Annotated in this window: 15 protein-coding genes; 9 read left to right on the plus strand and 6 right to left on the minus strand. The window is 42.8% G+C overall.

The window, feature by feature from the left end; translation table 11 throughout:
• Nucleotides 1-75: 75 nt before the first annotated feature.
• The 5 genes from EL140_RS08840 to EL140_RS08860 all read left to right on the plus strand — a co-directional run bounded on the left by EL140_RS08840 (nt 76) and on the right by EL140_RS08860 (nt 3764).
• Complete coding sequence (locus EL140_RS08840) at nt 76-1020, plus strand: magnesium transporter CorA family protein (protein ID WP_000815617.1); 945 nt, start codon at nt 76-78, stop codon at nt 1018-1020.
• Nucleotides 1021-1031: 11 nt separating this feature from the next.
• The gene (locus tag EL140_RS08845; protein ID WP_000078003.1) at nt 1032-1709 is read left to right on the plus strand and encodes a DUF1129 domain-containing protein; all 678 of its coding nucleotides are present in this window, start codon (nt 1032-1034) and stop codon (nt 1707-1709) included.
• A gap of 15 nt (nt 1710-1724) precedes the next feature.
• Nucleotides 1725-2072, plus strand: coding sequence for a TfoX/Sxy family protein (locus EL140_RS08850; protein ID WP_000331830.1), 348 nt, complete (start codon nt 1725-1727; stop codon nt 2070-2072).
• 320 nt (nt 2073-2392) lie between these two features.
• A complete protein-coding gene (locus EL140_RS08855) occupies nt 2393-3427 on the plus strand; it encodes a S66 family peptidase (RefSeq protein WP_025169048.1) in 1035 nt (344 codons plus the stop codon).
• 73 nt (nt 3428-3500) lie between these two features.
• Nucleotides 3501-3764 (plus strand): SemiSWEET family transporter, encoded by a 264-nt coding sequence (locus EL140_RS08860; protein ID WP_000166112.1) that lies wholly within the window; start codon nt 3501-3503, stop codon nt 3762-3764.
• A 71-nt stretch (nt 3765-3835) separates the two neighbouring features.
• Here the strand turns inward: EL140_RS08860 and EL140_RS08865 are convergent, their stop codons facing one another.
• The 3 genes from EL140_RS08865 to ruvA are packed head-to-tail and all read right to left on the minus strand — an operon-like array spanning nt 3836 to nt 5674.
• A complete protein-coding gene (locus EL140_RS08865; RefSeq protein ID WP_000987418.1) occupies nt 3836-4510 on the minus strand; it encodes a CPBP family intramembrane glutamic endopeptidase in 675 nt (224 codons plus the stop codon).
• Nucleotides 4511-5071, minus strand: coding sequence for a DNA-3-methyladenine glycosylase I (locus EL140_RS08870; protein ID WP_001126059.1), 561 nt, complete (start codon nt 5069-5071; stop codon nt 4511-4513).
• Between the two features lie 9 nt (nt 5072-5080).
• Nucleotides 5081-5674, minus strand: coding sequence for a Holliday junction branch migration protein RuvA (gene ruvA / locus EL140_RS08875; protein ID WP_000273401.1), 594 nt, complete (start codon nt 5672-5674; stop codon nt 5081-5083).
• Nucleotides 5675-5832: 158 nt separating this feature from the next.
• Between ruvA and EL140_RS08880 the strand changes: the two genes are divergently transcribed.
• Nucleotides 5833-6330 (plus strand): helix-turn-helix domain-containing protein, encoded by a 498-nt coding sequence (locus tag EL140_RS08880; RefSeq protein WP_000761362.1) that lies wholly within the window; start codon nt 5833-5835, stop codon nt 6328-6330.
• Between the two features lie 152 nt (nt 6331-6482).
• Here EL140_RS08880 and mutL read toward each other — a convergent pair whose 3' ends face one another.
• The gene (mutL, locus tag EL140_RS08885) at nt 6483-8432 is read right to left on the minus strand and encodes a DNA mismatch repair endonuclease MutL (protein WP_000018214.1); all 1950 of its coding nucleotides are present in this window, start codon (nt 8430-8432) and stop codon (nt 6483-6485) included.
• Nucleotides 8433-8640: 208 nt separating this feature from the next.
• On the opposite strand from mutL, the gene EL140_RS08890 reads away from it, so the two are divergent.
• On the plus strand, nt 8641-9081 hold the full coding sequence (locus EL140_RS08890) for a LytTR family DNA-binding domain-containing protein (protein WP_000861947.1): 441 nt from the start codon (nt 8641-8643) through the stop codon (nt 9079-9081).
• A complete protein-coding gene (locus EL140_RS08895) occupies nt 9078-9536 on the plus strand; it encodes a DUF3021 domain-containing protein (RefSeq protein WP_000743977.1) in 459 nt (152 codons plus the stop codon). Before EL140_RS08890 ends, EL140_RS08895 begins: the two co-directional genes overlap by 4 nt.
• Nucleotides 9537-9578: 42 nt before the next feature.
• On the opposite strand, the gene mutS is transcribed toward EL140_RS08895, so the two are convergent.
• Together mutS and argR are read right to left on the minus strand one after the other, a co-directional pair.
• A complete protein-coding gene (mutS, locus tag EL140_RS08900) occupies nt 9579-12113 on the minus strand; it encodes a DNA mismatch repair protein MutS (RefSeq protein ID WP_000179917.1) in 2535 nt (844 codons plus the stop codon).
• A 50-nt stretch (nt 12114-12163) separates the two neighbouring features.
• Nucleotides 12164-12610, minus strand: a complete 447-nt coding sequence (argR, locus tag EL140_RS08905; protein WP_001231483.1) for an arginine repressor — start codon at nt 12608-12610, stop codon at nt 12164-12166.
• 154 nt (nt 12611-12764) lie between these two features.
• On the opposite strand from argR, the gene argS reads away from it, so the two are divergent.
• Nucleotides 12765-14456 (plus strand): arginine--tRNA ligase, encoded by a 1692-nt coding sequence (gene argS, locus EL140_RS08910; protein ID WP_001092719.1) that lies wholly within the window; start codon nt 12765-12767, stop codon nt 14454-14456.
• Nucleotides 14457-14626 lie beyond the last annotated feature (170 nt).

Here is a 14626-nt window from a genome sequence, read left to right on the forward strand (position 1 = left end):
CCAAAAAGCTGTTTTTATAGTATAATAGTACGGTGCAAAAAATGAATCACTGAATAGTAGGAAAGGATAGGGGATATGAAACAAGTTTTTCTCTCAACAACAACTGAATTTAAAGAGATCGACACGCTTGAACCGGGTACTTGGATCAATCTCGTCAATCCTACACAAAATGAATCGTTGGAAATCGCTAACGCCTTCGACATTGACATTGCCGACCTTCGAGCACCACTCGATGCGGAAGAAATGTCCCGTATTACCATCGAAGATGAGTACACTTTGATCATCGTGGACGTTCCCATCACAGAGGAAAGAAACAATCGTACCTACTACGTTACGATTCCGCTGGGGATTATCATCACAGAGGAAACCATTATCACCACCTGCTTGGAACCCCTCCCCGTTCTCGATGTCTTTATCAACCGTAGACTGCGTAACTTTTACACCTTCATGCGTTCACGCTTTATCTTCCAGATTCTCTACCGCAACGCCGAACTTTACCTTACGGCCCTTCGTTCGATCGACCGTAAGAGTGAACAGATCGAAAGTCAACTTCACAAATCTACTCGAAACGAAGAGCTGATTGAGCTCATGGAATTGGAAAAGACCATCGTCTATTTCAAGGCCTCACTTAAGACAAATGAGCGCGTGATTAAGAAATTAACCAGCGCAACTAGCAATATCAAGAAATACCTAGAAGACGAAGACCTACTCGAAGACACTCTGATTGAAACCCAACAGGCCATCGAGATGGCAGATATCTATGGAAATGTCCTTCACTCTATGACAGAGACCTTTGCCTCTATCATTTCCAACAACCAGAACAACATCATGAAAACCCTGGCTCTCGTGACCATTGTCATGTCTGTCCCAACCATGATTTTCTCTGCCTACGGAATGAACTTCAAGGATAATGAAATCCCTTTGAACGGTGAGCCTCACGCCTTCTGGTTAATCGTCTTTATCGCCTTTGCTATGAGTGTTTCGCTCACTCTCTATCTCATCCATAAAAAATGGTTCTAAGAGGAATCCCTATGTCTCAGATTGATTTACAAAAATTAACTAAGAAAAACCAAGAGTTTATCCATATTGCTACCCAGCAATTTATCAAAGATGGCAAAACAGATGCTGAAATCAAGGCTGTTTTTGAGGAAGTCATTCCTAGAATCCTTGAAGAGCAAGTCAAAGGAACAACAGCTCGTTCCCTCTATGGCGCTCCAACTCACTGGGCTCACAGTTTCACAGTCAAGGAACAGTACGAAAAAGAGCATCCAAAAGAAAATGATGATCCAAAACTCATGATTATGGACTCAGCCCTTTTTATTACCAGTCTCTTTGCACTGGTTAGCGCTCTGACCAACTTTTTCTCTACAGACCAGGCTATTGGCTATGGATTGATTACCCTCTTGTTGGTTGGGCTTGTTGGAGGTGTTGCCTTCTACTTGATGTACTACTTTGTCTACCAGTACTATGGACCAGACACAGATCGTAGCCAACGTCCTCCATTCTGGAAATCAATCCTCGTTATCCTGGCTTCTATGGTCCTTTGGTTGGTTGTCTTCTTTGCAACAAGCTTCCTACCAGCCAACCTCAATCCAGTCCTTGCTCCATTGCCTTTGGCTATCCTAGGGGCTACCCTTCTCGCCCTTCGCTTCTATCTCAAGAAACGTTTCAACATCCGAAGTGCAAGCGCGGGCCCATCACGTTATTAAGAAAAGTGAAAAGCTATGGCATATAGTCAATCCTTAGCTCAGCAGACTCGAAAAATTCTAGCACTCAAACTTCCTCCCCAAATTTTCGAAGAAGAGTTAGAAGAAAAGAAACTATTTGGTGGTCTTGCCTTTATGATTCGTGGGAAAATGGTCCTTACAGTCAGTTCCAGAAAGGACGAGCTGGTTATGGTGAGAATTGGCAAAGAAATGGAAAAGCAAGTTCTACCCCGAACAGGAGCTCATACCACATTGATGAGAGGGCGACCTTATCATGGCTATATAGACCTAGATATCGAAGGTCAAAAAGAACTTCCTTACTGGATTGATTTAGCTCTCTCCTATAATCAAGAGTTGACCAAGTAACTCATATCTAGTGAGATTAGTGATTAGAAAAACGGAAAGCAACTGCACAGTCGGTTGCTTTTTCACTTGCTTTCTTGAAATTCAATAGAACTTCTGAGTCTGATTCTTATAGTTTTCTCTCATCTTTTGTGATAAAATAGGCTCATACTCAATGAAAATCAAAGAGCAAACTAGGAAGCTAGCCGCAGGTTGCTCAAAGCACTGCTTTGAGGTTGTAGATAGAACTGACGAGGTCAGTAACATATATACGGCAAGGCAAAGCTGACGTGGTTTGAATTTGATTTTCGAAGAGTATCAATCTATTTCTAGGAGGATGAGATATAGTTTCTACTATTGGTATCGTTAGTTTGTCTAGCGGTGTTATCGGAGAGGATTTTGTCAAACACGAAGTCGATTTGGGTCTCCAACGTCTCAAGGATTTGGGACTCAATCCTGTCTTCTTGCCCCATTCGTTAAAAGGTTTAGACTTTATCAAGGACCATCCGGAGGCACGTGCAGAGGATTTGATGCAGGCCTTTTCTGATGATAGCATCAACATGATCCTATGTGCCATCGGTGGGGATGATACCTATCGCTTGCTACCTTATCTTTTTGAAAACGACCAGCTTCAAAAGGTTATCAAACAAAAGATTTTTCTTGGCTTCTCAGATACCACTATGAACCACCTTATGTTGCACAAACTAGGGGTCACGACTTTTTATGGGCAATCCTTTTTAGCAGACATTTGTGAATTGGACAAGGAGATGTTGCCCTATAGCTTTCACTACTTTAAAGAACTGATTGAGACTGGAAGAATCTCAGAAATCCGCCCTAGCGACCTTTGGTATGAGGAACGAACTGATTTTAGTCCCAAGGCCCTGGGAACAGCTCGTATCAGTCATGTAAATACAGGCTTTGATTTGTTACAAGGAAATACCCAGTTTGAGGGAGAAATTCTCGGCGGTTGCCTTGAATCCCTCTATGATATCTTTGACAATTCTCGATACGTAGATAGCACGGAGCTCTGCCAAAAGTACAAACTCTTCCCTGACTTATCCGACTGGGAAGGAAAGATTCTTTTGTTAGAAACAAGCGAAGAGAAGCCTGAGCCGGAAAACTTCAAAAAGATGGTGCTGGCTTTGAAAGAAACTGGGGTATTTGAGGTCATCAGTGGACTCTTGGTCGGAAAGCCAATGGATGAAGCCTTCTATGACGACTATAAAGAGGCACTAATGAGCATCGTTGACAGCAATATCCCAATTGTCTATAATCTAAACGTTGGGCACGCCACACCAAGAGCCATTGTACCCTTTGGCGTCTATGCTTATGTGGATGCAAAAGAGCAAGTCATTCGCTTTGACTATAACAAAAAATAAACAATTTCTCCATTTTTATGCTTTTGTATTGATTTTCGCTAATTTCTATGATATCTTTTTGAAGGAGGTGTATATGACTAAACAAAAAATAAATCAAATTGTCGGTTCAATCGGGGCCTTTATCGGGATTATTGTATTTATCGCCTACATCCCACAAATTTTTGCCAATTTACAAGGCAACAAAGCTCAACCATTCCAGCCTTTATCCGCAGCAGTATCTTGTTTAATTTGGGTTATTTATGGATGGACAAAAGAACCTAAGAAGGATTGGATACTAATTATTCCAAACTCAGCTGGCGTTGTCTTAGGTGGACTGACATTTCTTACTGCACTATAAAAGTTACTAGCATATAATCAAAAAGCTGAGAGGAGATTCTCAGCTTTTTCTCTTGTATAACTACTAAAACGTCACATACTACTGATAACTAAAATAATCAAGGGAAGGCTATTGCCTAACATATGAACAACTAGAGGATAATAAATATTCTCTTTTTCTTTCACATAGATGATAGAAAAGGCAATGCCTCCACCTAGATAACCGACTGCACTGACCCACTCTGATAAAGCCAAACTGTGCATATGAGTCAGAGCAAAAACAAGTCCTACCAGAAGAATGCTTAGCCAACTTGACAGACGTTTCTGCAAGTGATGTAACAAGAGCTGACGGAAAAAGAGTTCTTCCACAAAAGGTCCTATGATACAGGCGAAAACTGCTATCAGTATTGGTTGTTCTTGAAAGGTACTTTGAATATTCGACTGGTTTAGACCTTGTCCGACTAGCCCAAAAAACTGCTTCAACATCTCTGATACAAATTCAAAGACAAAAGTCATCAGAAAGAGAAAGAGCCATCCTGTTAAGACGCAAAAGAAGAATTTCCTTTTAGTCTTTCTAATCTCATTCCATTGTTTGATCAATCGATCCTTAAACAAGAAAGAGCCATATAGAGCTAGTACTACATAAACTAGATAATTTGCAATAGCAGATGGCATCAAGAAAGCCAGCAATTTAACTCCATCAAATACAAAGAGAACTGTATAGAGAATCGCAAAAATCAGAATTCCCTTATTTTTGTTAGACATCATTTAATTCCCCTTCCACTCACAATCATTCTCGTGGTCATCAACTAACCCTGCAGCTTGTAGAAATGACAAGACTGCAACGGGACCTGTGAACTTGAAGCCTCGTTTTTTGAGATCTTGAGATAACTTTTCAGACAAGGCTGTTTTAGCAGGTGCTAGGTGATAGTCAGGAACATCATTCACGATCGTTTTTCCCTCAACAAAAGACCAGAGATAGGCATCAAAGGAGCCATATGCTTCCTGAACTTGTAAAAATGCTTGGGCATTGGCACGCGTAGCAAAAATCTTGGCACGATTTCGGATGATGGCTGGATTGTCTAACAAGGCTTCCAACTGCGCATCTGTCATTTCCGCGACCGCTTGAATTTGATAGCCATGAAATGCTTCTCGGAAAGCCTGGCGTTTGTTGAGTACCGTTTCCCAAGACAGACCAGCCTGATAAGTCTCCATACAGAGCAGTTCAAAAAGAGCGCGGTCATCATGAAGGGGTTGCCCCCACTCCTCATCATGATAGGCTACATATAAGGGATTATTCATTTTTACCCAACCACAGCGTTTTGGCATATTATACTCCTATTTGACCAACATCTTAAGGGCCGACTTGATATAGTTCTCTGCTGTATCCGTCGTTCCTTCAAAGAATTTCTTGATTTTCTTAAGTTCAGTCGCCTTGTAGCCCAGTGCCAGCATGGCTTCCATAGCTTCTTCCAGTTCTTGGTTTTCAGCGCTGGTTTGCACTGCGACCTTGGAAGGAAGGTCATCACTAGCCACGACTACCTTGCCTTCCAAGTCCAGCACCATCTGCTGGGCTGTTTTCTTGCCAATTTTAGGGAACTTGGTCAAGTAGGTGATGTTCTTAGTCTCGATCGCTTGAACCAAGCCAGCATTGTCATCAGCTGCGATGATAGCAAGAGCTGACACAGGACCAATCCCTGAGACCGAGATCAGACTGAGAAAGAGCTTTTTCTCATCTTCTGAGCGAAAACCGTAGAGCAGATGGGCATCCTCACGAACAACTTGGTGCACATAAATCTGAGTTTCTTGATTGACCTGACCTGAGTAGGCATAGGGATTGGCTACATGCAAGATATAACCGATACCATTTGCCTCAAGGATGATATATTTAGCAGTGATTTTGGTAATGATTCCTTTTAAATATTCGTACATAATTTTTCTCCATTATTTTGCCTATCTAGTATACCATATTTCCCCAAGACAGACTGCAACAAAAGGTGCAACCTCTGGTTGACAAATAGTACAGGAGATTGTATTCTCATTATAAGTAAAAATTGTTAGGATAGAGGTAGAAAAAGGAGGATAGAATCATGAAACTCGCAGAAAAACTATTTGAGCTCCGAAAGGAAAAAGGTTGGTCCCAGGAAAAGCTAGCAGAACAAATCAATGTTTCTCGGCAAAGCATCTCAAAATGGGAGTCTGGACAGGTCCTTCCTGAAATCGAAAAAATCATTGAATTAAGCAAGATTTTTCAAGTGACAACTGACTATCTGCTACTGGATGAAAACTCTGAAAAAGGTTCCATAGAAGTGATCTTGGAGGAAGATAAGGACAAATACTATAAAGAGGTTAAATCTTTTGGTCTCTGGCAAGTGATTTATATTTTCGTCTTGGCTCTGGCTACCTATCTCTTTTTAGCTGGTTCTAGTTTTCCAGCCGAGTTCACCGCCTGGATTTGGCTGACCTTCGTTCTCTTGATTGCGTCTGCAGTTGCTATCAACAAGGCTCTCAAAACCAAACAACGTTATCTTGATAAAGTGATTGGTCTTGAGAATCCTTCAAACCAAGACGATTCTGCGAAATCTTGAGTCACCTAGTTCAGTTTTCACAACACTTTTTATAGGACTGGTCTTGTCAAGCAAGTGTAAACCTCGTGTCAAGTTGCCCATGTCCATTCAAAATGCCCACCTTAGAAAAGCTAAAAAGCCTTGTTTGGAAAAAACAAAGGCTTTTTGTGTTCTTAATATTTCCCCAACTCACGGAGACTGGTGTGATTTTCCTGAATGCGTCGGAACATCTTTTCCATGTCTGACTTGGTAAAATGCACCAAAACAGGACGTCCATGGGGACAGTTATATGGATTGTCACATTGAGAAAGCTGATAAAGGAGCTGTCGAGCTGAATGGTCATCGATACGATGGTTGGCCTTGATAGACCGCTTGCAGGACATCATGATGGCTAGCTCTGCTCGGTATTTTTTGATAGAAACTTCCTTAGTCAAGAGCAGCATGTCGCACATTTCATAGATACCTGACTCAATCTCTTCTTCTGCCATCCAAATAGGATGTTCACGCAGGATAAATTGATTTTCTCCGTACTCTGCTAGAAAGACGCCTACTTCCTCTAAAAGTGCCATTCTTTCCTTGAGACGAAGAGCATCATCCGCAGGAAATTCAAAGATGTAGGGCACTAGGAGTTGTTGCTGACTCTGGTCAACATTGCCGATGCTTTCACGGTATTCCTCGTACTTGACTCGTTCCTGAGCCGCGTGCTGGTCTATGATGTAGAGTCCATCTCGCCCCTGGGCAAAGAGATAGGTCCCGTGCATCTGTCCGAAAAACTCCAACTCTGGGAAGCTGGATGCTTCTTCTCTCTCCAGCTTGTCATAAGCCTTATCAAGACTGGCTAAGTCTAACTCTGGATGGTCTAATTGGTCATAGTTAGCAGGCTTTCTCTCTGCAAAATGCAGTTTTGCTGGCTTGGTCAGTTGCTCCAAGGTTTCCTTGGCAAACAAGGTTAAATCCTGCCCTTCCTCAGTTAATTCAACCTGATGATCAGCCACCTCAGCTTGACTGGCTCTAGTTACCTCCGTTTTTTCATAGTAAAGCGTATTTTCTTTGAGTGGGAGAATAGTTTGCTCTACCTTTTGACGATTGCGCACGGTCGACTTGGCAAGATTTTCTAAAGCATCAGGAATCAAGGCTTGTTCCTTGAGACTATTTGAAATAGCTTCTGAAAGCAGCGCCATCAGTTCTCTTTCCTTAGAAATCCGCACTTCTTGTTTGGTTGGATGCACATTGACATCAGCTAGATAGGGGTCAATATGGATGTGAATGACAGCCAGTGGAAAACGCCCTACCATAAGCTTGCTTCCGTAACCATCCAAAATAGCACGGTTGAGCAAGAAGTTCTTGATATAACGGCCATTGATGAAGAGGCTGATATAGTTACGATTTGCTCGGGTTAATTCAGGTAAAGACACAAAACCTGAAATTTCGAAATCTAAGTCAGAATTCTCAATTTCAATCATCTTCTTGGCACTCGCCAAACCATAAATCCCTGCGATGGCTTGACGCAGTTGACCAGTCCCTGCTGTCCGCGTCATTTCCTTGCCATCACTAATCAAGCTAAAAGAAATCTCTGGATGGGCCAAGCCCAGACGGTTGACAATATCAATGATATGAGACAGCTCCGCTTGCTGGCTCTTCATATACTTGAGACGAGCTGGTGTGTTGAAAAAGAGGTCCTCCACACAAACTTTGGTCCCCACAGGACTAGTCGCTGGTATGACTTTCTCAACCTCACCTCCACGCGCAACGAGCTTGGTTCCATGACTCGCACCATCTACCGCCGTCAACAGAGTCAAGACGCTGACAGAAGCGATAGAGGGCAGGGCTTCACCACGAAAACCAAGCGTCCGAATCCGAAAGAGGTCTGCTTGATTTTTTATCTTACTGGTCGCATGACGACGCAGGGCCAATTCCACCTCATCGTGGGCAATTCCATGACCATTATCAGTGATTTGAATCTTCTTAAGACCAGCTTCCTCAATCTCAATGGTAATCTGGCTAGAGCCCGCGTCAATAGCATTTTCTACCAACTCTTTGACCACGCTAGCAGGACGTTCAATGACCTCTCCTGCTGCGATCTGGTTTGCCAGCACCTCTGGCAATTCAATAATATGAGACATCTTTCAGCCCCTTTCTGTATCTATTTTCCTAGAAATTGATTAGTGCTATTATACCATATTTCAGATGTTACCAGAAAAAGCAAATACCACATAGACTCCAAATCTGTCCACATAGGCAAAAGCTCTTGCCATAGGTCGTAAAATAGTGTTTAATAAAGGTGTACAAGAAGTGATCACAATTTTGTATAACTGAAAAGGAGGGAAATTTATGAAAGTAGAACTACAGATTAAGGAGACTTACGAGGAGGAAAAGCTGATTGTCCAAACTCCTCAGCCGACCGAAAAAGTCCAGAAAGTCATCGAGTTCGTAGAAAATCTTGACCAAAAAGAAACAATCAAAGGAAAGATTGATGATCAGGTCTATCTAGTTAAGATTTATAAGATACAACGCTTCTATATCGAGAATCGAAAGGTTCTAGCAGAAACTGCCAGTCAGACCTACAGCATTGATTTACGACTCTATCAAGTTCTTGACATTCTGCCGACCACTTTTATCCAAATTTCCCAATCAGAAATCGTTAATATTGACGCTATCTCTCATCTCAAGCTCACGCCCAATGGTCTGGTTGAAATTTTCTTAAAAAACGAAAGCTTCACCTACTCTTCACGCCGTTACCTAAAAACCATCAAGGAGAAATTAGAACTATGAAAAAACAAATCTTTCACGATGCAGCCGCTGGTGTACTTATCGGCCTCATCCTCTCTATCCTCTTTTCACTCATTTATGCACCAAATACCTATACCCCACTAAGCCCCGAGTCTCTTATCGGCCAAGCGATGGCTCAACATCAGGTTCACGGTGCCTTGGTCTTGCTCTACTGTATGATCATCTGGTCAGCTATCGGTGTTCTCTTTAGCTTTGGTGGTCGTTTATTCAGCCGTGATTGGAGCTTGCTCCGTGCCACACTTTCCCATTTCTTCCTTATGCTGGCTGGCTTTGTTCCACTAGCAACTCTGGCTGGTTGGTTCCCCTTCCACTGGACCTTCTATCTCCAACTCATTCCAGAGTTTGCAATCGTCTACCTTATCATCTGGGTTATTCTCTATAAAAGAGAAGCTAAAAAAGTAGACCACATCAATCAACTCTTGGCTCATAAAAAGTAATAGAGAAAAATCCCACTCACAAACACATGAGTGGGGTCCTTTTTATAATTTTTGTTTGAGCTCAACCAAGACATTCATAGCCTGCATAGGTGTCATATTGTACACATCCAGTTTAGCTAATTCTGCTAGGATAGGATGCTCTGCAGGCGCGTCAAAGAGTGACATCTGTTCAGTAACAGCACTTGTTTGTCTCATTGGAGCAGGACTTTCCGTCCCTTGATTCTCCAGTTGAGTCAATATCTTATCCGCCCTTGCTAAAAGTTCTTCTGGTAAACCAGCAATCTTAGCAACGTGGATACCGTAGGATTTGTCAGCTGGTCCTGGTTCGATCTTGTGAAGGAAGGTGACCTGCCCATTCTGCTCCAAGGTTGCCACATGGACATTAACCAAGTGTTCCAAACTGGATTCCAGACTAGTCAACTCATGATAGTGAGTCGCAAAGAGGGTTTTGGCTCCGATATGTTCATGAATGTATTCGATAATGGACTGGGCAAGAGCCATCCCATCATAAGTCGCAGTTCCTCGACCTAACTCATCAAAGAGAATGAGTGAATCCTTGGTCGCATGCGAAATGGCATTGTTAGCCTCCATCATCTCCACCATGAAGGTTGATTGACCTGAAACCAAGTCATCTGCTGCTCCGATACGGGTAAAGATGGCATCAAAAATCGGCAAATGCGCACTTTCTGCTGGCACATACGAGCCTAGCTGGGCCATAACCGCTGTTATGGCTAGCTGACGCATGTAGGTAGACTTCCCACTCATGTTTGGCCCTGTGATTAGCTGAATACTCGTATCTTCTGCCATCTGAATAGTGTTAGGAATATAGGTCTGCGCCCCCATAACCTTTTCAACGACAGCATGGCGTCCCTTTTGGATATCGATTTGGGAATCCTCTCCAAACTCCGGTCGAATCAAATGCTGGGTTTCAGCCACAACTGCGAGACTTTGCAAGACATCAACCGTCGCAATTCCTTGGGCTAGAGCCTGCAAACGCTGGATGTACTTGCTGACTTCCTCACGGATGCGCATAAAGATTTCATATTCTAGGTTGGCTGACTTCTCACGCGCCTCCAACATATCCCCCTCGATACGGGCTAATTCCTCGGTCCCAAAGCGTTCTGAGTTTTTCAGCGTCGCCTTGCGGAAAAAGTGGGCTGGTACATTTCCCAGTTGTGAATTGGTCACATGGAAATAGTAGCCATCTTTTTTATTGTAGTCAATCTTGAGCGTGCTGATACCAGAGTTTTCTCTCTCCTTAGCTTCAATCTCAGCAATCCAGCTAGTCCCTTCTCTGAGTACTCGGCGGTATTTATCCAAAGTCTCATCAAATCCCGTACGGATAATGCCCCCTTCCGTAATCACGTGAGGGGCTTCAGGAGCAATCGCTGCGCTAATCAAACTCTCCAACTCTGGAATGGCATCCAACTGTGCGATGAGATAGGCCAGAGCAGGTTGCTCCATCCCTTCTAAAATCGCTCGAATCCGTGGTACACTAGACAAGGTGGTCGCTAACTGTAAAAGATCCTTGGGATTGGTCTTGCCAAAAGAAACCCGACTAGCCAAGCGTTCGATATCATAAACACCCTTAAGACTGTCCGTTAAATCACTACGCTCAAAGAAGTGGTCAAGAAAGACCTGCACCACCTCTTGACGCTGGACGATTCGCTCCTTATCAATCAAAGGACGATGAATCCAAGAACGCAAGAGACGCATTCCCATAGCCGTCTTGGTTTCATCTAAAAGCCAGAAAAGACTGCCTTGCTTCTTGCCTGAACGGGCATTCTCAACCAAATCCAGACTAGCCTTGGTCGCATAGTCCATCTGTAAGAAATCTTTGATTTCATAGCGGATAACTGGTTTGAGGTGGTTCAATTCCCGCATCTGGGTCCGGTGAACATACTGGAGGAGCTTACTAGCTGCCGCTTGCTCCACAGCTGCCAGTCGTGGATCCAGTAAATGAAGGTCCTCAAAGCCTTCCTTCTCATAAGAAAGCACCAGATTCATCTGACGACTGAGGATTTGTTCTTCTTCCTCAGACAAGTCATAACCCAGCACCACTTCTCTAGCCTTGAGATTGCGAATTTCCCCACAAACCAACGTGAAATCCAATAGCCCCGTTACATAGAAATCACCCGTCACCAGATCCATATAAGCCAGACCAAACTGATTGCCATCACGATCTAAGGCAACCAAGAAATTATTCTGACTATCCGGATTACTGCTATCGACGACCGTTCCAGGTGTGATGACCTGGACCACCTCTCGCTTGACAACACCAACCGCTTGTTTGGGATCTTCCATCTGTTCGGCTATGGCCACCTTATAGCCCTGGTCGATCAATACGTCGATATACTGTTGGGCAGAATGATAGGGGACGCCCGCCATGGGTATCGGATTTTCTGCATTTTTATTCCGACTCGTTAAGGAAATTTCTAAAATTTGTGCTGCATTGATTGCATCTTCATAGAACAACTCGTAAAAATCACCCATTCGAAAAAGCAAAAAAGCATCTGGGTATTGTTTCTTAATATCCACATACTGTTGCATGCCGGGTGATAGCTTTTCTGTTGCCATTTTCCGTCTCTCCTTGCTAAAAATAAGTCTTGAGAGCAACTCCCAAGACCTTATTTATCTTTCATCAAATCTAGCAAACGATCTTCCATCAGCTTGGCAACGTGCTGGTCTCGACAAATAACCAATAAGGTATTAGCACCAGCAACCGTTCCTAAAATCCATTCATCCTTGTTTGCATCTACAATGTTTGCTAAGACTGCAGCTTCCCCAAGTTTAGTATGAAGTACCAAGGTGAACTCTGCTCTTGCAACTCCTTCTAAATGATGAGACAAAAACTCAACTAAATCAATCTTATCTGTCTCATTTGCTAGTACATAATACACCATATCATTTTTCTTAACCTTGGTCAAGCCGATTTCACGCAAATCACGTGACAAAGTCGTTTGTGTCACATAAACATTACGAGCTTCTAAACGATCTTGAATCTCTTTTTGTGTCCCAAGTTTTTCTTCGGTGATCATCTTTTTAATCAACTGATGCCGTTCTCTTTTTCTCATATTATCCTCTTAAGTGAATATTTATAACAAGTTTTACATTTATTTTATAACTACATTATACCAAAAAAACTAGATAATTCAAAAAAATTCTTTTCTTTCTCAAAAAATGTAGTAAATTGTGTTAAAATAGTAAAAAAGCCCAAAAGGAGCCCTTATGAATACAAAAGAATTGATTGCTAGCGAGTTAGCTAGCGTCATTGATAGCCTGGACCAAGAGGCTATTTTAAATTTACTGGAAACACCTAAAAACTCAGAAATGGGAGACATCGCCTTCCCTGCCTTTTCTCTAGCAAAGGTCGAGCGTAAAGCTCCTCAAATGATTGCAGCAGATATTGCTGAAAAAATCAATAGTCAAGCCTTTGAAAAGGTTGTTGCTACTGGACCTTACGTCAACTTTTTCCTCGATAAATCTGCTATTTCGGCTCAGGTATTACAGGATGTTATCACTGAAAAAGAGCACTATGCCGACCAAACCATTGGCAAGCAAGAAAATATCGTTATCGACATGTCTAGTCCTAATATCGCAAAACCATTCTCTATTGGGCACTTGCGTTCAACGGTTATCGGAGATAGCTTGTCACATATTTTCCAAAAGATCGGCTATCAAACGGTCAAGGTCAACCATTTGGGAGACTGGGGTAAACAGTTTGGAATGTTGATCGTTGCCTACAAGAAATGGGGAAATGAGGAAGCCGTTAAAGCGCATCCAATCGATGAACTTCTTAAACTCTACGTTCGCATCAATGCTGAAGCTGAAAAAGATCCTAGCTTGGATGAAGAAGCACGCGAATGGTTCCGCAAACTGGAAAATGGAGATGAGGAAGCCCTCGCTCTCTGGCAATGGTTCCGTGATGAAAGTTTAGTGGAATTCAACCGTCTTTACAATGAATTGCAAGTTGAATTTGACAGCTACAACGGAGAAGCCTTCTACAATGATAAGATGGATGCTGTTGTAGACATTCTCGCTGAAAAAGGACTTCTTGTTGAGTCAGAAGGGGCTCAAGTTGTCAATCTTGAGAAATATGGAATTGAACATCCAGCCCTTATCAAAAAATCTGATGGTGCAACTCTCTATATCACACGTGACTTGGCTGCAGCCCTCTACCGTAAAAACGAATACCAATTTGCAAAATCCATCTATGTTGTTGGTCAAGAGCAATCTGCCCACTTCAAACAACTCAAGGCAGTACTACAAGAGATGGGCTACGATTGGAGCCAAGACATTGTCCATGTTCCGTTTGGATTGGTAACAAAAGAAGGGAAAAAACTCTCTACTCGTAAAGGAAATGTCATCTTGCTAGAACCGACTATCGCTGAGGCTGTTAGTCGTGCCAAGGCCCAAATCGAGGCGAAAAATCCTGAGTTAGAAAATAAAGACCAGGTTGCCCACGCTGTTGGAGTTGGGGCTATCAAGTTCTATGATCTTAAGACCGACCGTACAAATGGATATGACTTCGACCTTGAAGCTATGGTATCCTTTGAAGGAGAAACTGGACCTTACGTTCAATACGCCTACGCTCGTATCCAATCTATCTTGCGCAAAGCCGATTTCAAACCAGATGCAGCTGGCAACTACAGCTTGAACGATGCTGAAAGCTGGGAAATCATTAAGCTACTCCAGGACTTTCCACGTATTATCAATCGTGCAGCAGATAACTTTGAACCTTCTATCATTGCGAAATTTGCGATTAGTTTGGCTCAAGCATTCAACAAGTACTATGCACATACACGTATCCTAGATGAAAGTCCTGAGCGCGACAGTCGTCTGGCCCTCAGCTACGCAACCGCAGTCGTCCTCAAAGAAGCTCTTCGTTTGCTCGGAGTAGAAGCGCCGGAGAAGATGTAAATCGCCAAAGTTACTTGATTGCAGAGCAATCTAAGTAACTAACGCCAAATCCTATTCGGACTTTGGCTAGGCGCTTCACTAGTCATGGTCCCTAAATATAATCGATTTAGAGCCCATGACGTCGTAACCAGTACGAATTGCCTAAACGCTTCACTAATTCACCTAACCAA

The organism is Streptococcus oralis ATCC 35037, assembly GCF_900637025.1.
In the GTDB taxonomy this organism is placed as follows: domain Bacteria; phylum Bacillota; class Bacilli; order Lactobacillales; family Streptococcaceae; genus Streptococcus; species Streptococcus oralis.

What these genes read in the sequence shown, in the direction of transcription:
- EL140_RS08840 (WP_000815617.1), top strand. Translation starts at nt 76, where the DNA reads ATGAAACAAGTTTTTCTCTCAACAACAACTGAATTTAAAGAGATCGAC.
- EL140_RS08845 (WP_000078003.1), top strand. Translation starts at nt 1,032, where the DNA reads ATGTCTCAGATTGATTTACAAAAATTAACTAAGAAAAACCAAGAGTTT.
- EL140_RS08850 (WP_000331830.1), top strand. Translation starts at nt 1,725, where the DNA reads ATGGCATATAGTCAATCCTTAGCTCAGCAGACTCGAAAAATTCTAGCA.
- EL140_RS08860 (WP_000166112.1), top strand. Translation starts at nt 3,501, where the DNA reads ATGACTAAACAAAAAATAAATCAAATTGTCGGTTCAATCGGGGCCTTT.
- EL140_RS08865 (WP_000987418.1), bottom strand. Translation starts at nt 4,510, where the DNA reads ATGATGTCTAACAAAAATAAGGGAATTCTGATTTTTGCGATTCTCTAT.
- EL140_RS08870 (WP_001126059.1), bottom strand. Translation starts at nt 5,071, where the DNA reads ATGCCAAAACGCTGTGGTTGGGTAAAAATGAATAATCCCTTATATGTA.
- ruvA (WP_000273401.1), bottom strand. Translation starts at nt 5,674, where the DNA reads ATGTACGAATATTTAAAAGGAATCATTACCAAAATCACTGCTAAATAT.
- EL140_RS08880 (WP_000761362.1), top strand. Translation starts at nt 5,833, where the DNA reads ATGAAACTCGCAGAAAAACTATTTGAGCTCCGAAAGGAAAAAGGTTGG.
- mutL (WP_000018214.1), bottom strand. Translation starts at nt 8,432, where the DNA reads ATGTCTCATATTATTGAATTGCCAGAGGTGCTGGCAAACCAGATCGCA.
- EL140_RS08890 (WP_000861947.1), top strand. Translation starts at nt 8,641, where the DNA reads ATGAAAGTAGAACTACAGATTAAGGAGACTTACGAGGAGGAAAAGCTG.
- EL140_RS08895 (WP_000743977.1), top strand. Translation starts at nt 9,078, where the DNA reads ATGAAAAAACAAATCTTTCACGATGCAGCCGCTGGTGTACTTATCGGC.
- mutS (WP_000179917.1), bottom strand. Translation starts at nt 12,113, where the DNA reads ATGGCAACAGAAAAGCTATCACCCGGCATGCAACAGTATGTGGATATT.
- argR (WP_001231483.1), bottom strand. Translation starts at nt 12,610, where the DNA reads ATGAGAAAAAGAGAACGGCATCAGTTGATTAAAAAGATGATCACCGAA.
- argS (WP_001092719.1), top strand. Translation starts at nt 12,765, where the DNA reads ATGAATACAAAAGAATTGATTGCTAGCGAGTTAGCTAGCGTCATTGAT.